At 62.4% G+C, this 17,760-nt stretch carries 15 protein-coding genes; 4 read left to right on the forward strand and 11 right to left on the reverse strand.

Going from position 1 to position 17,760, the window contains the following annotated elements:
• Window positions 1-18: 18 nt before the first annotated feature.
• The 4 genes from ACRQFC_RS06470 to ACRQFC_RS06485 all read right to left on the reverse strand — a co-directional run bounded on the left by ACRQFC_RS06470 (window position 19) and on the right by ACRQFC_RS06485 (window position 2,722).
• A complete protein-coding gene (locus ACRQFC_RS06470; protein WP_087070434.1) occupies window positions 19-654 on the reverse strand; it encodes an ABC transporter ATP-binding protein in 636 nt (211 codons plus the stop codon).
• A 223-nt stretch (window positions 655-877) separates the two neighbouring features.
• Entirely contained in the window at window positions 878-1,282 is a 405-nt protein-coding gene (locus ACRQFC_RS06475; protein WP_284896854.1) for a Fic family protein, read from the reverse strand.
• Window positions 1,279-1,470, reverse strand: coding sequence for a hypothetical protein (locus tag ACRQFC_RS06480; RefSeq protein ID WP_284896855.1), 192 nt, complete (start codon window positions 1,468-1,470; stop codon window positions 1,279-1,281). The genes ACRQFC_RS06475 and ACRQFC_RS06480 overlap by 4 nt, the downstream gene beginning before the upstream one ends.
• A 109-nt stretch (window positions 1,471-1,579) precedes the next feature.
• A complete protein-coding gene (locus ACRQFC_RS06485; RefSeq protein WP_284896856.1) occupies window positions 1,580-2,722 on the reverse strand; it encodes a resuscitation-promoting factor in 1,143 nt (380 codons plus the stop codon).
• 329 nt (window positions 2,723-3,051) lie between these two features.
• Here ACRQFC_RS06485 and ACRQFC_RS06490 point away from each other — a divergent pair, with 329 nt between their 5' ends.
• Window positions 3,052-3,906, forward strand: coding sequence for a polyadenylate binding domain-containing protein (locus ACRQFC_RS06490; protein WP_087070430.1), 855 nt, complete (start codon window positions 3,052-3,054; stop codon window positions 3,904-3,906).
• Between the two features lie 17 nt (window positions 3,907-3,923).
• Here the strand turns inward: ACRQFC_RS06490 and ACRQFC_RS06495 are convergent, their stop codons facing one another.
• Complete coding sequence (locus ACRQFC_RS06495) at window positions 3,924-4,970, reverse strand: TatD family hydrolase (RefSeq protein WP_284896857.1); 1,047 nt, start codon at window positions 4,968-4,970, stop codon at window positions 3,924-3,926.
• 76 nt (window positions 4,971-5,046) lie between these two features.
• Window positions 5,047-6,873, reverse strand: a complete 1,827-nt coding sequence (gene metG, locus ACRQFC_RS06500) for a methionine--tRNA ligase (RefSeq protein ID WP_284896858.1) — start codon at window positions 6,871-6,873, stop codon at window positions 5,047-5,049.
• A 195-nt stretch (window positions 6,874-7,068) separates the two neighbouring features.
• On the opposite strand from metG, the gene ACRQFC_RS06505 reads away from it, so the two are divergent.
• Window positions 7,069-7,881, forward strand: a complete 813-nt coding sequence (locus ACRQFC_RS06505; RefSeq protein WP_284896859.1) for an isochorismatase family protein — start codon at window positions 7,069-7,071, stop codon at window positions 7,879-7,881.
• A gap of 42 nt (window positions 7,882-7,923) precedes the next feature.
• Here the strand turns inward: ACRQFC_RS06505 and ACRQFC_RS06510 are convergent, their stop codons facing one another.
• The 5 genes from ACRQFC_RS06510 to rsmI form a co-directional block, all read right to left on the reverse strand.
• On the reverse strand, window positions 7,924-8,889 hold the full coding sequence (locus tag ACRQFC_RS06510) for a helix-turn-helix transcriptional regulator (RefSeq protein WP_284896860.1): 966 nt from the start codon (window positions 8,887-8,889) through the stop codon (window positions 7,924-7,926).
• Window positions 8,890-9,103: 214 nt separating this feature from the next.
• Complete coding sequence (locus ACRQFC_RS06515; RefSeq protein WP_284889423.1) at window positions 9,104-10,708, reverse strand: YfcC family protein; 1,605 nt, start codon at window positions 10,706-10,708, stop codon at window positions 9,104-9,106.
• A 17-nt stretch (window positions 10,709-10,725) separates the two neighbouring features.
• Entirely contained in the window at window positions 10,726-11,682 is a 957-nt protein-coding gene (gene arcC / locus ACRQFC_RS06520; RefSeq protein WP_284896861.1) for a carbamate kinase, read from the reverse strand.
• Window positions 11,683-11,804: 122 nt separating this feature from the next.
• Window positions 11,805-12,800, reverse strand: coding sequence for an ornithine carbamoyltransferase (gene argF / locus ACRQFC_RS06525; RefSeq protein WP_284896862.1), 996 nt, complete (start codon window positions 12,798-12,800; stop codon window positions 11,805-11,807).
• A gap of 245 nt (window positions 12,801-13,045) precedes the next feature.
• Complete coding sequence (gene rsmI, locus ACRQFC_RS06530; RefSeq protein ID WP_284896863.1) at window positions 13,046-13,978, reverse strand: 16S rRNA (cytidine(1402)-2'-O)-methyltransferase; 933 nt, start codon at window positions 13,976-13,978, stop codon at window positions 13,046-13,048.
• A 136-nt stretch (window positions 13,979-14,114) separates the two neighbouring features.
• Here rsmI and ACRQFC_RS06535 point away from each other — a divergent pair, with 136 nt between their 5' ends.
• Window positions 14,115-15,884, forward strand: a complete 1,770-nt coding sequence (locus ACRQFC_RS06535) for a dolichyl-phosphate-mannose--protein mannosyltransferase (RefSeq protein WP_284896864.1) — start codon at window positions 14,115-14,117, stop codon at window positions 15,882-15,884.
• 135 nt (window positions 15,885-16,019) lie between these two features.
• Complete coding sequence (locus ACRQFC_RS06540) at window positions 16,020-17,663, forward strand: S1C family serine protease (RefSeq protein ID WP_284896865.1); 1,644 nt, start codon at window positions 16,020-16,022, stop codon at window positions 17,661-17,663.
• The last annotated feature ends 97 nt before the right edge of the window (window positions 17,664-17,760 follow it).

The following is a 17,760-nucleotide window of genomic DNA, read 5'->3' on the forward strand; positions in this document are numbered from 1 at the left end:
CCAACTGGGCCGGAACATTTACAGGGTCACTTTCATGTTGGCAATGGCCCCAATCACGTCATCGTGAGTGGCGACAAGAATACCGGCTCCCCGCCGTGCCTCCAACTGTAAAATCTCGGCAACCACGTGCGCGTTTCCAAGGTCGAGCGACGAGGTGGGTTCATCCAAGATCAGTAGATCAGGTTGCTTTGCAAGCGCCCGTGCCAGCGCTACCCGCTGAGCTTCACCACCCGAAATCTTCGCTCCCCGACTATCCGAAATATCTGCAACGCCAAGCTTTTCCAGCCAAGAGTGTGCAGTGGTCTTATCAACGCCCCCGCACATAACGTTCTTGAGGACAGTGAGGTCGCCTAGTAAAAGCGCTTTCTGGTCCACGTACCCAATATTTGCGCGCCGGATATGTTGCGCTTCGCTTTCACGCAAAGAGCTGAGATCCCTATCGCACCAGGAGACTCTTCCCGAACTGGGAGGCAGCTTTCCATATGCCACATCGAGGACGGTGCTTTTCCCCGAGCCCGAACGACCAACTACCGCTGTAATGCTCCCGGGCTCCACCGAGAAAGTAAGATCATCAAAAATAACCTTATTCGGTTTTCCGGCTACCGAATACTCTAAGCTCACAGCTTCAAAACCTATGAGGGTCTTACAATCCATTTTTAACCGCCTCCCTTCGCGCTTCTACTTACGGAGCATGTGATCTTATACGGACCCGGATGCCCGGCTCTGTTACGCCCACACAACCAAGAAGAGATACACCAGAATAAGGACCACGGCCGCCACCGCCGCGATCAGCAAGGCGAGTGCGCGGCGCAGCTGCCGGCCAGTACCATGCTTCTCACCACATTCATGGTGTAACTGTATACCCCAATAGTCACGTTTATTCAGCTTCGAGCGCTGGATGCACATTATTGACGAACTCCGGCCGCGAATTCTCTTTGAGTAGCTCCGTTATCTGTGCCAGATCCCGTAATTGCCCTCCGGCGACAGCGAAACACATGTCAGCTAGCGCGTCGTCGTTCATCATTAATTCGAAGCCGAACTCGTTGAGGAGCGCTTCGCATAGCAGCGCCCCGAGCCGCTTATTTCCGTCAAAAAGCGGATGCTGGGTTTCGACTTCCAGCAGGATTTTCGCGGCTTTTTCGTGCGGACTCGGGTACAGTTCCACCCCGTACATTTTCCCGAAAGCACCCTGGAAGCAGGAGCGCAGCCCGGCCCGGGAGCGCACATAAAATCCACGCTGCGCCAGCCAGCGTTCCACCGCGAATTCGTTGAGCCGCCTCAATTTCCCAAACGCTCCATCGCGGTAGCGCGCTTGGAATACAGTGCATCAAGCTGGTCAGCGACCTCAAGCTCGCTGCGAAGAGCGGCCAGGCTTTCGCGTACAACCTGTTCTTCGCTCATGCCGTAGCGAGCCGCGATATCCGCAATATCGCGCGCTAGTTTGTCACTAATCGTTATCGTGGCGCTCATAATCATGAGCGTATAAGCGACCCGGCACCAGCGCAATACCGCTCTTGAGTAGCGGCGGTTGCGTACCGGTTGCGTAGCAGCTGAGAGCTGCGAGCTCAAAGCTACAGGCTTAGTACCACCCGCGGGAATTGGAATGCCCGAGCGCGGCGCAGGGGCTGCCGTAGCGGCCTTCGATGTAGCCCAGGCCCCAGCGGATCTGGGTGGCGGGATTGGTCTGCCAATCGGCACCGGCGGAAGCCATCTTCGAGCCGGGCAGCGCCTGCGGAATACCGTAGGCCCCCGAGGAGCTGTTTTCCGCCAGGTGATTCCAATTCGATTCCCGATTCCACAGCGTCACCAGGCAGGAGAACTGGTCCTGACCCCAGCCGTAAGCGGAGAGCATACCCGAGGCGATTTCCTGGGCGGTGCCGGCCGGAACCACGCTGGCGCTCCCGAGCGCCGCACTGCCACCGTCACCGCTCGCGCCCGCCACCGCGGCGGCGCTTTCCGAGGTCCCCACCTTGACCACTTCATCCACGCGGGCCTGCTTGACCGCGGAGAAAGTCAGGGTACGAGCAACTTCCTTGCCGTTTTCCACCCGGATTTCATAGGTATTGGCAGAAATGCCATCCTTGCCTTCCGTTTCCACCTTGGTGGTGCCTTTGGCAAGCGCGGCGTCGTCGACCTTGGTGGAACCGTGCGCGTCCACCACCTCTTCGGTGACCACGCGCTTTTCCACCCGGGTGATGGTGACCTTCGCGCCGGGGGTGACCGCTTCGGCGAGGCTCTGCGAAACAACGTCGTCCCCGGAAACCGTGATGCCGGCTTCCCGCAGGGCTTCCCCGAGGGTGCCCGCCGTGGTGGTGAGGGTGCGTTCTTCGCCTTCAAAATTAACGGTGAAAGAGTATTCGGAAACCGTGGCGCCGGCAGCGCGCGCCACCGGGAAACCATCCGCGTACGCATTGGCGGGCATGGACATATGCGACATCAAGCCGATACCGCTGCCGGCCAGCAGCACGGCCCCGAGCGCGGCAACCCCGCGCCGGCTGAGCGGGAAAGCACTGAGCTGGGCGTTCGCGGCGGTATCCTCCACCGCGGCGGGTGCCTGGAATGCGGTGCCGGTGGCCTGCGGCCGAGTGTCCAGCGCGGCCTGCACCGCCTCGCTCACCGCGCCGCGTTCCATCATGAGAGCCCGCGACCGCGGACCCGGGGTACGAACCTCAGCCCGAACGAATTGCTCGAGTCCCATTCCCTGTGCGCTGTGACGCCCCACTAAACTTCCTCCGTTGCTTGCGCGAGTACCCTCCGGCCCCGCTTTTATAACGAAACTATATCGAGTGTAATCATTTCGTAACATTTGGACAATGATCCGGAGAGGAAGGCTCGCTTTTCTTGAGATTTTCAAGAACGCTCACGCGGTGGTCGCGTGATCTTTCCGTGGATTCTTGCGGTTTTTGCGCATGTGGTACGACGACGCCGCCCGCTGGCGCATCGTAATCTGAGCGTTATTTCACATTGCCGGAGAGGGCTGGGAAGGCCCTGGCGGGGAGACAAAGCTAACGCGCCCCCAGCGCGGGCGTTACATCGATTACATTTAAGGCTATGAGCACTCAATATCCCGGATACGCACAGCAGCCTGTCCCTCCGAGCTACCCCGTTCCCTCCGCATCGAAGCGTGGCACCGGCGCGCTGCGCGGCCTGGCGGCTCTCACCACCACACTGTGCATCGCTCTTATTATCTTGTGCTTCACGCCGGTCCTGGCCCTGGGCGAAGATAATGCCTCGATCTTCGGGCTGGCGCATCCGGGTGGCGTGTGGCTGCCCGTGATCCTATACGGTGTTGGATTGGTCCTCGCGTTGCTGGCGGGAGTGCTCGGTTTGTTCATCACCGGCCGGGCAGCCCAGGCTTTTTCGTGGCTGGCGCCGCTGGGCGGAGCGATCACCCTGGGTGGGCTCGCGGCGCTCTCCTTGGATAGTTCGGTGAGTGCGCTCCGCGAATTCGGGGCGCAGTACACCGTGCTTTTCTGGGTGACCGGCGCGCTGGCCTTGGTTCTGGCACTGGTGGGGATCACTCAGGGGGTGGCTGCGGGAACGGCCGCGAAGAAATCCGCGCGCCCCGCGTACCCGGGCTATCCCGGCTATCCCGCAGCGCAGCCCTACGGGCAGGGCTACCCGGCGCAAGGGTACCCGAACCAGGGCGCGCCGATGCAGGGGTACCCGCAGGGCTACGGCCAGGGCTACCCGGGTCAAGCTCAGTATCAGGGCCAGCAGCCCTATGCCCAGCAGTACCGCCAGCCCTACGGCCAGAATTACGGCCAGCAGGCTTATGCACAGCAGGGATACCCGCAAGGTAGCGGCCAGCCGCAAGCCCAAGCTCAGCAGACGGCTTCAAGCCAGTCGGCTCCCCAATCCGGGCCGTCCGCCCAGAGTCCCGAGTCGGAAAGCCCGCAGAACTAAACGAGCCGCAAAGCTACCTAGGCCGCGCCCAGTTCCCCGTACACCGCCCGGGTGTTCTCCAGGAGCTGGGCGCACCAGTCTGCTTCGCTCACGCCGCGCAGCTCGGCCCCAAAACGTACCGTCCATGCCATCACGTAGGGTGCGTTGGGGTGGCCGCGCCAGGGCACCGGCGTGAGGTAGGGGGCGTCGGTTTCCGCGAGGAGCAGCGCCGGATCAAAAGCTTGGAAGGCCGCGCGGAGCTGATCATTGGCCGGGTAGGTCATTTGCCCGCCAAAACTTCCGTACCAGCCTTCCTGGGTGCACAGCTCGGCAAGCGCGGCGTCGCCGGAAAAAGCGTGGAAAACTACGCGACTCGGGGCGCCGTCACGGCGCAGCACCTCCACGCAATCGGCGTGGGCTTCGCGGTCGTGAATCTGAACGGGAAGGTCGAGCTCACGCGCGAGGGCGAGGTGGGCGCGGAACGCCTCAATTTGGGCGGCGCGGCCCTCCTCGGAAGTGCGGAAATAGTCGAGCCCCGTTTCCCCAATAGCAACGACGGCGCTGGAGCGGGCTGCCTCCGCCACCCGGCCAATGGCATCCTCCAGGCTGAGGGTGTGGTGGGCGGCGAGCTCCTGGGCTAACCCATCCGGGCCGGTCGCGGTGATCCCGCGGTGCCGGGCGGCCTCATTGGGGTGAATCGCGAGCGCGGCGGAAAAATGCGCGCGGTCCGCTTCTGCCACCGCGACGGTGGGCAGCAGATCCGGAACCTCACAGGCGCAGGTAATGGCGTGGCATACCCCTGCGGCGTCCATGGCGGCGGCTTCCTCGCTCGGCAGCATCCGCCCGCGCGGCGGGGTGAGCGCGGCACGGCCCGGCGAAGCACTAGCACTAGCCGAATGCGCGGCCGTGGCCGAACCCGAGCCGCCTGCCTGCCCCTCCCCCGCCGGCACCCAAATATGGGTGTGGTTATCGATAACCGGGCCGGCAAGCCGGGCCGGAGCATCGGGCAGGTACCAGCGGCGGGCCCGCTTTTTCTCCTTCGCGGAGAGGGCCGCGAATTCTTCCGGCGCTAATTCGTTGCGCACGGCACCATTCGGAACCGCTCCATTCGCAACTGCTCCATTCGGCGCTGCGTCACGCACGGCCCCGTTCCGTACCGATTCATTGCGCACGCTTAGCCCTCAACACCGCATCAAGGCGCTCCAACTCCTCATCAACCACGCTGGTATCCAGCTTGGTGAAAACCGGGGACGGCTTCGAAATCGGGGTGCCAACCTGCACTTCCACCCGCGCCCACGGGTGCGGATCGGAATAATCCCCGGTAATAATCGGGTAGGGCTTACCGGAATCCAGGTCGGTGACTTCTTCCAGGCGCGGCATCGGGGCAATATCACCGGCACCGCCCAGCACCCGGTCCACCGTATTCGAGGAATGCGGAAGGAATACGCTCATCATGGTATTGAGATCAGAAACCACCTGGATGAGGGTGTGCAGCACCGTGCCCAGGCGTTCACGCTGGGAAGGATCCTTCATCTTGAAAGGTTCGGTGGCGGAAACGTAGCCGTTGGCCTCCCCCACCAGCCGCATAATTTCCGTGAGCGCGGCGCGCTGGCGGTGCGCGGCAATGGCATCACCCACGGTAGCGAAACCGGCTTCCACCGCGTCCAGGAGCTCCCGGTCCACATCCTCAAGCGGCCCGGCCGCCGGGATTTCCCCGAAGTTCTTCGCGATCATGGCCGCGGTGCGATTGACGAGGTTCCCCCAGCCGGCCACCAGCTCGGAATTATTACGCCGCACAAATTCCGCCCAGGTGAAATCAGCGTCGGAAGTTTCCGGGCCGGCAATGGAAATAAAGTAGCGCAGTGCATCGGGCTGGTAGCGCGAGAGCACATCGCGCACATAAATCACCACGCCCTTGGACGAGGAGAACTTCTTACCTTCCATGGTGAGGAATTCCGAAGCCACCACCTGGGTGGGCAGGTTGAGCGTACCCAAATCCCCGGGCTGGCCGCCCCGGCTCCCCTCCCCGTTATAGGCGAGGAGTTCGGCCGGCCAGATCTGGGAATGGAAAACAATATTATCCTTGCCCATGAAGTAGTAGGAGCGGGCATCCGCGTTATTCCACCAGGCCCGCCAATCCTCCCGGCTTCCCACTCCGCGCGCTTCACGCCGGCGTGCCCATTCAATAGAGGCGGATAGGTAGCCGATAACGGCGTCGAACCATACGTAGAGGCGCTTGGAGGGTTGATCTTCCCACCCGGGTACCGGAATGCCCCAGGTAATATCCCGGCTCATCGCGCGCGGGCGTACATCTTCCAGGAGGTGCTTGGAAAATGAAATGACATTCGGGCGCCACTTCCCAGATTCTTCCACCTCATCAAGCCACTGCCCCAGGCGCTCCGCAAGCGCCGGCAAGTCCAAGAAATAATGCTCGGTTTCGCGGAATTGCGGCGTTTTCCCGGAGACCTTGGAGACCGGGTCGATAAGATCCTGCGGATCAAGTTGGTTACCGCAACTATCGCACTGGTCCCCGCGGGCCGAGGTGTTACCGCACAGCGGGCAGGTGCCTTCAATATAGCGATCCGGGAGGGTATTCCCGGTTTCCGGATCGAAGGCAACCGGGGCGGAGTGCACCACCATATAACCGTTATCCCGGCACACCTCAAACATCTGCTGCACAACCCGCTCGTGATTAACCGTGGTGGTGCGGGTGAACAGATCGTAGGAAAGCCCGAGCGACACCAGGTCCTCCACAATAATGCGATTATTGCGGTCCGCGAGTTCTTCCGGGGTGATTCCCTCCGCGTCGGCCGAAACCAAAATAGGGGTGCCGTGTTCATCGGTACCCGAGACCATGAGGACATCCTCCCCCACCATGCGCATATAGCGCGAGAACACATCCGAGGGAACACCGAATCCAGCAACGTGACCAATATGGCGCGGGCCGTTGGCATACGGCCAGGCAACAGCGGAGAGAATATGAGTCATGGCCACCATTCTACTAGCGTGCCGGCGCGCGCGCCCGCTCGCTGGCTATCACGCGTGCCCACTAGCTGGCTACCACGCGTGCCCGCTAGCGCGCCCGCATCCCCGCGCCTAAACTATAAGGGCGCGGCGCCACCATTGCGAAACCAGCCGGCCGCCGCGCACCGCGTGATGACCCGCTTCATCAGGAGGATGACTATGGATGAGACCCGCGCACTCATCATTGTTGACGTGCAACCCACATTCTGCGAAGGCGGCAGCCTCGGGGTAGATGGCGGTAACGCCGTTGCCGAACGCATTGCAGATTTTGTCACCGATAACGCCGAGGAATACGCTCTCATCGCCACCACCCAGGATTGGCATATTGATCCGGGCCCGCATTTTTCCGAGAATCCGGATTTTGTGGATAGCTGGCCGCCCCACGGCGTAGCCGATACCCCGGAGGCGGAGCTGCACGAATCCATCGCGGCGCTTCCTATCGACGTCCAATTCAAGAAGGGCCAGTACGCCTCGGGTTATTCCGGTTTCGAGGGCACCGATCCGCAGGGGAATCTCCTCGAGGACGTCCTGCGCACCGCCGAGGTCACGGATGTGGACGTGGTGGGTATTGCCGAATCGCATTGCGTGCGCGCCACCGCTATTGACGCGGTCCGTAACGGTTTCCGCACCCGCGTTTTTTCCGACCTCACCGTGCCCACCTCCCCGGAACTCGGGGCCGCGGCCCGCGTGGAGATGGACGAAGCGGGCGTGGAGCAGCTGCAATCCTCGGAGGCCTTCGGTTTTTACGAAGAGTCTGAGGTTCCGGATGAATTTGATGATCCGTACGACGCCGCCGCAGCTGGCGATGAGGAACTCGAGCACCTCGATGAGGATTACGAGCTCTACGAGGACGATGATTTCGATGACTACGCCGAAGAAGACGAAGATATCGATTTTTCGGATGAGGTCAATGAGGCCGATTTCGATTTCTCCGATATCGACTACCGCCCCGGAATGGACTCCGCGAAATAGCGCGGGTGTGCCAGCAGGCCCGCGAGACTCGCGAGGGGCCCGCTAAACCGAGCGCCAGAAGTCTTTGACCAGTTCCTCACGGTTAGCCACCTGGCTTTTCTTGAGGATATTGTGCACGTGCACCTTCACCGTGGAAGGTGATAGGTAGAGCTCGGTGGAAATCTGGGAATTTGTTTTCCCGCGCATGAGGTAGCCGAGCACTTCTTCTTCGCGCTTCGATAGCCCCCGGGCCTGGGAATAGAACACCAGGGAGGATTCGATGAAATCCTCCTCCAGGTGATTGACGGTTTCCGGGGGCCGGTCGAAGTGGATGCGCAGCACCCGCACCCCGAAACGCATCACGTGGATCACCCAGCAGATATACATGAGGTTTTCCAAGAAATTGCGTTCAGGAAGGAAGGCCAGCGCGGAAGCACTATCCGCGTGGGGAGCCACAAGGAAAATAAAGGTTATATTCCAGGCGAAGGTTCCCAGTACCGCCACCCAGGTAGCAACGTAAAGCCAGCGGTGGCGGCGCTGGCGAATTTTCTCCACCCCGGTGGTGGCATGCACATAATTCCACGTTGCCACGCTGAGGATCCCAATCACCACGATGCCGCGCATGGAGAAGAACACGAATTCCCGCCAGGCCGGATCGGGAATTAGCAAAGCCCCGGCACTGCCCACAATAAAAATCCCGGCCGGGATGAGGGTGCTGTGCCATTCCACTTTCGCTTCCGGTTCCGTCATGAAGGTGGCGTAGGTCAACCAGATCAGCCCCATGAGCAGGGCCCCCAGGGTGATGGATTCCAGGGGCGCGGTGATGTGGTAGACGCTGTCAATATTGCGTGGGTGGGTGAAGTCCGTGCGGGCCACGGTTGCGACGTCGAAAAAATACACGAGGAAAAGGGCAGCGCAACATACAAACATGCGACGGCGCGAAACGAGATAACACGCAAGCGCCGTCGCCGAACCCATGAGGATGAAGAGTCCCACCATCCAGGTGTAATAAAACAGTCCTATCGTCATTGCATAGCTCCGTTGCCTTCACCACGCGATTCCGCCACGGTTGCCCGCTACGCGGGATCGCGAGCGCGAGTGTCTCGCGCCACACCGTCACATTATAAAAGCATTAACCGCCGCGCCGAAATACCGGGCCGGCGGAATGCACGCTGCGGCCCCGGCGGTACCACGCCCGCCGGAGCCGCGCGTTTCGGCTATTTTTTAGCCGTATTCTTCGCGCCTACGCGCCGTAGATAAGCACCTGAGCCACGCAGGCCACCCCGCCGAAGCCGAGTACGAAGAGCACCATCGGCCACACGAAGCGGAACCAATGCTGGTACTTCATATCGAGCATCTGCAACGTTGCCATGACCAGGCCCGTGGGTGCCAGGAAGAGCATCGCGTACTGACCCCATTGATACGCACAAACGATGATCCACCGCGGGATACCCACGGCGTCGGCCAGCGGCGCCATAATCGGCATGGCCAGCACGGCCAGACCGGAGGAGGACGGCACCACAAAACCGAGCACGAAGAAGATCAGCAGCATAATAATGATGAAGAGCGGACCGGACATCCCCGAGACCAGGTTCGTTGCCGAATGGAGCAGGGAGTCGGAAATGAGGCCGTCGTTCATCACGATATTGATGCCGCGCGCCAACCCGATGATGAGCGAAACGCCCACCAGGCTGGAGGAGCCTTCGATGAAGGCATCCGTCAGCTGTTTCTCATTGAGGCGGTCTTTCCCGAAGAGGGAAATCGCCATAACCGCGATGGTAATGGTGAGGAAGGAGGCCGCCATGGTCGGGAACCACCAGCCCATGGCCATAACGCCCCACACCATAATCGGGAAGGCGGATACGAAGAGAACGAGGATGATTTTCTTCTGCCAGTTGAAGGCGGGAACATCATCAGCGTGGGTGGTCATCGCCCACTGTTTCTCGAAAGCCTCGTGATCTTCGTAAACGTAGGACTTCGTGAAGTCCTTCTTAATCATTTTTGCGTAGCGGTGCAGGTACCACACCACCACAATGGCGCCCACGATACAGCCACCCACGCGCCAGATAATGCCATCCGTGAAGGGGATACCTGCGGCATTGGAGGCGATCACCACGGAGAAGGGGTTGATCGTGGAGAAGGTGGTTCCCATAGATCCGGCCAGGAAGATCGCGCCCACGCAGATAATGGAGTCGTATCCCATGGCCAGGAATATGGGTACCAGAATCGGGTAGAAGGCCACCGCTTCTTCTTCCAGGCCGCACAGCGATCCGCCTACCACCATGAAGACGGATACCGCGAAGACGAGGAGGAATTCGTGGCCCTTGGTTTTCTTCGTCAGCGCGATGAGCCCTGACTCGAATGCACCTGTTTTTCTCACCACCCCGATGAGGCCGCCGAGCACGAAGATGAAGACCATAATGTCCACCGCTTCGATCGTGCCGTGCACCATGGCGACCGGAATATCGGCGACGCTGGCCGGATTCTGCTCGAGGGATTCATAGGAGCCCGGTACCGAGATCGGCTTATTGAGGGCCCCGGAGGTGAATTGGGAGAGGTCAATATCCATGCCCAATTCGCTCAGGGTGTCCTGAGTGCCGGGGTATTCCTTGGTTTCCCCCTGCGGGCTGAGCACGGAGAAGGTGCCGGTATCCGAGCTGTAGCTCAGCTTGGCGTAGGAGCCGGCCGGCACCAGCCACGTGGCGATAGCCGCCACGATGGTCAGGAAGAAGAGAATCGTGAAAGCGCCCGGGATGGTAATACCGCGCCGCTTCTTGCGGGGTGTTGTTGTGCCGGTGTCTTCGTCGGCCCCATTGCCGACGGGGGCATCGTTTGTGCGTGTTGTCATGATTGTGTCCTTCGGACTTAGGCGATGATCGCGGTGCCGCTCTCCCCGGAAATTCCCTGTTCGGCCTTTTCCAGAGAGGTAATAATGGCGCGTTTCCCGGCCGCGCCGTCCACGAATTCGAGGCAGGCTTCGACCTTGGGCAGCATGGACCCGGGGGCGAATTGTTCTTCCTCGATGTACTGGCGGGCTTGAGCCACGGTCATTTCGGGCACATCGCGCTGCGTGGGTTTGTTGAAATCAATGGCGACCGCGTCCACGGCGGTGAGGATGAGGAGAGTATCGGCGTCGACCTCCCGCGCCAGCAGCGCGGCGGTGCGATCCTTATCGATGACGGCCGCAACTCCGCGGTATCCCGAGCCTTCCTTGACCACCGGGATGCCGCCGCCACCGGCCGCGATCACGATGGTGCCGGCCTCCACGAGCGAGCTAATAACATCGCGTTCCACGATGGAGACGGGGAGCGGGGAGGCCACCACCCAGCGCCAGCCGCGCCCGGCATCCTCCACGTACTTGTTTCCGGTTTCCTCCATGAGGACCCGGGCCTGTTCTTCGGTGAAGAAAGCCCCCACCGGCTTGGTTGGGCGCCCGAAAGCGGGATCTGCGGCGTCGACCTCCGTTTGGGTGACCACCGAAATAACCGGGCGGGCAATCTGCCGCGCCGCGAGTTCGGCCTCGATGGCCTGCTGGAGGTGGTAACCGATATAGCCCTGGGACATGGCGCCGCATTCGGCGAAGGGAATCGACGGTGTTTCCCCGGCGGCCGCGGAATTATCGGTCGCGACCTTGATCATGCCCACCTGCGGGCCGTTCCCGTGGGCGACAACAACGTCATTGCCGGTTGCCACCAAATCCACGATGGAGCGGGCGGTTTCTTTAATAAGTTCGAGCTGCTGCTCCGGGGTTTTCCCGAGCGCATTGCCGCCCAGCGCAACCACAATTTTTTCGCCGGCGGTACGGGTATTTTCCTGAGTCATCTTCTGTCCTTTTCACGCGCGGGCGACGCGCCGCGGGGTGGCCCTGCTACCTGCAGCCAGCTCCCAGGCGTCGTCGCCCGCGCTACCTGGGCACGGCCGCGCGGGCACGTGCCTGAACCCTCCTAGGAGAGGGTTGCGTACATAACGGCCTTAATGGTGTGCATGCGGTTCTCGGCTTCGTCGAAGACGCGCGAGCGCGGACCTTCGAAGACCCGGTCTTCCACTTCCATTTCCGTCACCCCGAACTTCTTCGCGATTTCCGCGCCGATGGTGGTGTTGGTGTCGTGGAAGGAGGGCAGGCAGTGCATGAAGATCGCTTCCGGATCGGCCTTGTCCATGAGTTCCTGGGTGACGCGGTAGGCTTCCAGCTCCGCGATACGCGAGGCCCACACTTCATCCGGTTCGCCCATGGAAACCCAAATATCGGTGTAGAGCACGTGGGCGCCGGTGGCTGCCTCCGCGGCATCTTCGGTGAGGGTCACGCTGCCGCCGGATTCCGCGGCGAGTTCCTTGCAGGTATCGACCAGCCACTCTTCGGGCATGCGATCCTTCGGGCCGCAGGCCACAAAGTTGAGGCCCAGCTTGGAGCAGACCACCATAAGCGAGTTCGCCACGTTATTGCGCGCATCGCCGAAGAACACAAACTTCTTGCCCTTGATGCCGTCCTCGAAGTTCTCCTGGACGGTGAGAATATCGGCGAGCATCTGGGTGGGGTGGAAGAGGTCGGTCAGGCCGTTCCATACCGGCACCCCGGCCTTGGCACCCATTTCTTCCACGAGTTCCTGGGAGAAGCCGCGGTATTCGATGCCGTCGTACATGCGGCCCAGCACCCGGGCGGTATCCTCGATGGATTCCTTCTTGCCCATCTGTGAGCTGCCCGGATCCAGGTAGGTCACGCCCATGCCCAGGTCCATGCCGGCCACTTCGAAGGAGCAGCGGGTGCGGGTGGAGGTCTTTTCGAAGAGCAGCACAATATTCTTGCCTTCGAGGTAACGGTGCGGGGTGCCGCTGAGCTTGAGTTCCTTGAACTGCGCGGACAGACGCAGCAGGTAGCGGATTTCATCGGGCGTAAAATCGAGCAGCTTGAGGAAGTTGCGTCCGCGGATATTGACAGCCATTGTCGTTCCTTTCCTAGCGCGGTCCGTGGTCCCGTTCGGGCAGACCGGCCAGCGGTAACGGGGTCTTCTTTGGCCCCTGGGATCACTGTTGGCTGTCCAACCCGTACCCGCCTCGCGGCGAGAGGATCATGTCCCGGCCCCGGTTCCCCGGGGGTTGTTTTTACTGTGCATGATCCAGGTCACGCGCGCTAGGAAAATCCGGGTGGAGCGCGGGTGGAACGTGGTTTAGCCGCGATTTTCGGGCCCTAAACCCCACTAAACCCGCGTATTTCCGCGCTTTCTTCGCCCTGCTCGAGGGCGGCGCGGTAGAGCTCATTCGTGCGTAAACCGGTGCGCGCGGCCACGAAAGCGGCGGCATCTTTGCGGCGCAGGCCGAGCTGGCACAGTTCGGCGACGTCGCCCACGGCCCGCGCGCGCACCTGTTCTTCCCTTTCGGCCGCACTACTTCCTGTTACGACGACGACGATCTCCCCCAGGGCCCCCTCGCTGAACCGCTGCGCGAGTTCGGCCAGGGGCCCGCGCACGATTTCCTCGTGCGTCTTAGTAAGCTCCCGGCAGACCGCCGCTTCGCGCCCGGGACCGAAGGCGGTGACGAAATTGGCGAGGGTAGCCCCCAGGCGGCGCGGGGATTCGAAGAAAATCATGGTGCGTTCTTCGCTTCGCAGGGCCGCGAGCGCGGCGGCCTGTTCCCCGGATTTGCGCGGGAGGAATCCTTCGAAGGTGAAACGGTCGGTGGGTAGGCCGGAGGCGACCAGCGCGGTGAGCGGGGCGGAAGGGCCGGGGACCACGGTCACGGGGATACCGGCTGCGCGGGCGCGCACCACCAGGCGGAAACCGGGATCGGAAACGGAGGGCATACCCGCATCGCTGACCATGAGCACGCGCGCGCCGGACCGGGCCAGGTCGATGAGGTGGGCTCCGCGTTCGGCTTCATTATGTTCGTAATAGGAGAGTACCTGGGCGCTCACCTCAATACCGAGCCGGGCGGCGAGCTGGTAAAAACGCCGGGTATCTTCCGCGGCCACGGTATCAGCCCGCGCAATTTCAGCGCGCAGGCGCGGCGAGGCATCGGCGTCGTTTCCAATGGGGGTGGCGGCAAGAACAATTCCCGCGTGCTGGCTTTCGTTCTGACCGGGGCGGTGCCCCTCGTGCTGTCCGGCATCCTGACCTGTGCTCATTCTGCTATTCTGCCACGCGCTCCGGTGCCGCGGCCGCCCGCCCGCGGCGCCGGGCCGGAACGTCACGCACACGCGCGGCACGGGCCGCCGCGGCCTCGCCACCACGCGGGCGCGCAGTTATCGATAGAATCCGCACGTGAGCGAAAAACTAAGCGAACCCATCGGGCGCCTCCCCCGCGAGTGCGCGGAGCGCTACGAAGACGAGCTGCGCGGCCGGCTCGGGCTGGCCCCGCGCGGATTAGAGTGGCTCACCCGCGGGGAAAAACGCCTGGGGTGGTGGATCACGGGAGCGGTCACGCTTATCGCCGCCCTCACGCGTTTCTTCCGCCTGGGGTTCCCCGACCGCCTCATGTTTGACGAAACCTACTACGTCAAGGGCGCGAATTCACTGCTGCGCCTGGGCTACGAGGTGGATTGGCAGGGCGGCACGGAATTCGATGCCGCTTTCGCCGCCGGCGACTTCTCCCACACTTCACCGGCCGGGGACTACGTGGTTCATCCCCCGCTCGGGAAATGGATTATGGCGGTAGGCCAGGCAATTTTCGGGGAAACCTCCCCCTTCGGCTGGCGTTTTATGGTGGCGCTGGCCGGCACCCTCGCGGTGGCGCTCCTCGTTCGCATCGCCCTGCGCCTCTTCCTCAACCCGTGGCTGGCCGGAGTGGCCGGCATCGCGATGGCCCTGGACGGCATGGGCATCACTCTTTCCCGCATCGGAATCCTCGATAATCTCCTCGCTTTCTTTGTATTGGCCGGATTCTGGGCCCTGCTGCGCGACCGCGATTGGACCCGGGAGCGCCTGGCCCACCGGGTAGCTTTCGGGCCGGTGCACGCGGACGGCCGCCCGGCCGCCTGGGGCCCGCGGGTGTGGTGGCGCCCCTGGATGCTGGCCACCGGAGTATTCCTGGGGCTGGCCTGCGGGGTGAAATGGTCCGGTATTTACGCCGTGGCGGTTTTCGGCCTGGTGGCTTTCGCCTGGGGTATGGCAGCCCGCCACGCGGTGGGCCTGCGCCTATGGGTAGGAGCCGCGGTTTTCCAGGAAGGCATCCCGGCTTTCGTGCATCTAGTTCCCACCGCGGCCGCCACCTATGTGGCCTCCTGGTTCTCCTGGTTCCGCGATAGCCGTTCCTGGGGGCACGGCTGGGCGGCGAGCGTACGCGAGAGCACCCCGGAGGCCCTCTCCTTCCCCTGGCTCCCCAATTCCTTCAACGACCTGGCGCACTACCACAGCCAAATGTGGGATTTCCACAACGGACTCTCCACCCCGCACACCTACCAATCCTCGGTCTGGCAGTGGTTCGTGCAATGGCGCCCGGTCTCCTTCTGGTGGCCCACCTCCGAAGAAATCGCCGGGCAATGCCCGAGCGGCGAGCGCTGCGTCCAAGCGGTCACCTCGGTGGGCAACCCGGTGGTGTGGTGGCTGGCGCTCCTCGCCCTGGTGGTGGTGCTCTGGGTGGCTTTCACCCGTTTCGACTGGCGCGCCTGGGCAATCCTCAGCGGCTACCTCGCCATGGCCGCGCCGTGGTCGCTGTACATGGACCGCACTATTTTCCAGTTCTACGCCGTTGCTTTCCTCCCCTTCGTGACCCTCGCCCTCACCTACGGCCTCGGCTATATCACCGGCGCGCTGGGCGCCCCGCACGCGCGCGGGAACGGAAGCGTGCGTGCTGATAGGTACGACGACGCAGCTTGGGGCCACGCGGACTTTATCCGCGATGAGCCACCTGGAATATGTGCCTATCCCGTGCGCTGGTGGCGATGCCTGATTAGCCGCCGCACGCTTGCGGCGTGCGGCGCCGTCGTCGTTCTTATTATTCTGGCGGCGCTGTTCTGGTACCCGATCTGGACCGGACAAACGGTTTCCTATGAGTTTTGGCGCCTGCATATGTGGCTGCCGTCGTGGATTTAGCGCGGCGGGCAATGCTCGCATTTTCGGACAACGTTCAGAAACTTTCCAGAATCGGCGGGCATGCTACCCGGTGTGACCGGACCACCGCGGCAGCCGTGGCGGGGCTAGGTGCGGAGTGAGGAAAGGACGTTTCACATGACAGATGAGTGGCGTAATGACTCGGGCGAACCGGGCGCGCAAGCAGGCGGCACGCAATCGAATAGCTACACGAATGCGTACCACTACCCCAGCGCTCCCTCCGCCGGGTACGCTTCCACCGCGGGCAGCGCCTCGGCCGGGGCTAGCGGCTCGAACACAAGTGGCGCCCCAGGCGCGAGCAGCGGCGCCGCGCACTACGGGTACGCTTCCACGCAGCCGCCCTATCCGGGCAGCTCAGCAGGGAACGGCTCAGGCGGGTACTCGGGAGGTTATTCCGGAAGCTATCCGGGCTCGTACCAGAGCGCCTCGCAAGGTTCCTATCAGAGCGCTTCGCAAGGCTCCTATCAGAGCGCATTTCCCGGGGCGTATCAGGGTGGGTACCAGGGCTCGTACCAGGGCTCCTACCAGCAACCTGGCTACGGGTACGGCTATGGCCCCCAATTCGGGACCGCGCCGGCACCGGTCAAGCGGCGTTCGAAGGGCACCACCGCCATTCTGGTCATTATCGGAATGGTGGTCGCGCTGCTCGTGGGCACCGGGGTGGGGTATTTCGGCCTGGCTCCGGAACCGCAGGCCAGCTCCCCTTCCGTCAAGGATCCTTTTAGTTTCCAATATAACGACGGCCTGACCTCGCCGAATGATGGACGCCAGCAGGGCGGGGCGGAACCGTATATGCCGATTCCGCGCGATTTCCCCACCCAGCTGCCGGGCGGTAACCACGGCGCGGACGGGCCTATTGACCGCGGCGAAAAGGTAAGCCCGGCCGGCGTGGCCATTATTAATGCGCGGATGGGCTCGGGCATGGGTGCCGGCAGTGGGATTGTGCTGACCGCCGACGGCCAGGTGCTCACGAATTACCACGTGGTTATGGGATCGGATGCCATCCAGGTGGAGATTCCGGCGGCCGGGAAAACCTACGCGGCCAGTGTTATTGGGCATGATGAGAAGCGCGACGTCGCCCTATTGCAACTCAAGGATGCTTCCGGGCTCACCCCGGCAAAAATTGCTAGTACCCCGGCCAAGCAGGGCGATAAGGTCAGCGCGGTGGGTAACGGGCGCGGGCAGGGCTATCTCACCGAGATTAAAGGTGAGGTAACCGGGCTGGGTATGGACGTGCGGGTGGCCACCGAAGACGGCCTGAGCTTTGACACCCTCAAGAATATGATCGTCACCGATGCCGATGTAGTGCCCGGATACTCGGGCGGGCCCATGATGAATGCCCAGGGTGAAGTGGTGGGGATGAATAGTGCCGCGTCGCAGGGCACCACCTCCGCGCAGGTGTACGGTTTCGCGATTCCCATCGAGCGGGCGCTGTCCATTGTGGAGCAGATCCGCGCCGGGAAGAGTGACGATAATGTGACCGTGGGTAAGAATGCCGCCCTCGGGATTACCGTGGGGCTCAGCGAGCAGGGCGGGGTGACTGTGCTGGCCGTCGGCCCGAATTCCGGGGCGGCCAAGGCCGGAGTTAAGGAAGGAGATACGATTCTCAGCCTGGATGGCCAATCGGTTTCCAGCCCGGCGCAGGTGGCTAAGCAGGTGCGCACCCACAAGGTTGGGGACACTATTACCCTGGAGATTTCGCGCGGCGGAGGCGCCCCGCAAACCATCGAGGTGACGCTGGGCGAATCACCGGTGAACTAGCGGGAGGTGGCGCGGCCGGAATACCAGAAGGGGACCTGAACAGCTTCAGCTGCACAGGTCCCCTTCGGTGTTCCACAGGGAGCGGCGTGCCGCTCCG

Source organism: Actinotignum inguinis (genome assembly GCF_051265835.1).
GTDB lineage: Bacteria > Actinomycetota > Actinomycetes > Actinomycetales > Actinomycetaceae > Actinotignum > Actinotignum timonense.

Bases quoted from the DNA above. Each gene is read 5' to 3' on its own strand.
- ACRQFC_RS06470 (WP_087070434.1), bottom strand. From the start codon at position 654: ATGGATTGTAAGACCCTCATAGGTTTTGAAGCTGTGAGCTTAGAGTAT.
- arcC (WP_284896861.1), bottom strand. From the start codon at position 11,682: ATGACTCAGGAAAATACCCGTACCGCCGGCGAAAAAATTGTGGTTGCG.
- ACRQFC_RS06515 (WP_284889423.1), bottom strand. From the start codon at position 10,708: ATGACAACACGCACAAACGATGCCCCCGTCGGCAATGGGGCCGACGAA.
- ACRQFC_RS06505 (WP_284896859.1), top strand. From the start codon at position 7,069: ATGGATGAGACCCGCGCACTCATCATTGTTGACGTGCAACCCACATTC.
- ACRQFC_RS06480 (WP_284896855.1), bottom strand. From the start codon at position 1,470: ATGAGCGCCACGATAACGATTAGTGACAAACTAGCGCGCGATATTGCG.
- rsmI (WP_284896863.1), bottom strand. From the start codon at position 13,978: ATGAGCACAGGTCAGGATGCCGGACAGCACGAGGGGCACCGCCCCGGT.
- argF (WP_284896862.1), bottom strand. From the start codon at position 12,800: ATGGCTGTCAATATCCGCGGACGCAACTTCCTCAAGCTGCTCGATTTT.
- ACRQFC_RS06490 (WP_087070430.1), top strand. From the start codon at position 3,052: ATGAGCACTCAATATCCCGGATACGCACAGCAGCCTGTCCCTCCGAGC.
- metG (WP_284896858.1), bottom strand. From the start codon at position 6,873: ATGACTCATATTCTCTCCGCTGTTGCCTGGCCGTATGCCAACGGCCCG.
- ACRQFC_RS06510 (WP_284896860.1), bottom strand. From the start codon at position 8,889: ATGACGATAGGACTGTTTTATTACACCTGGATGGTGGGACTCTTCATC.
- ACRQFC_RS06540 (WP_284896865.1), top strand. From the start codon at position 16,020: ATGACAGATGAGTGGCGTAATGACTCGGGCGAACCGGGCGCGCAAGCA.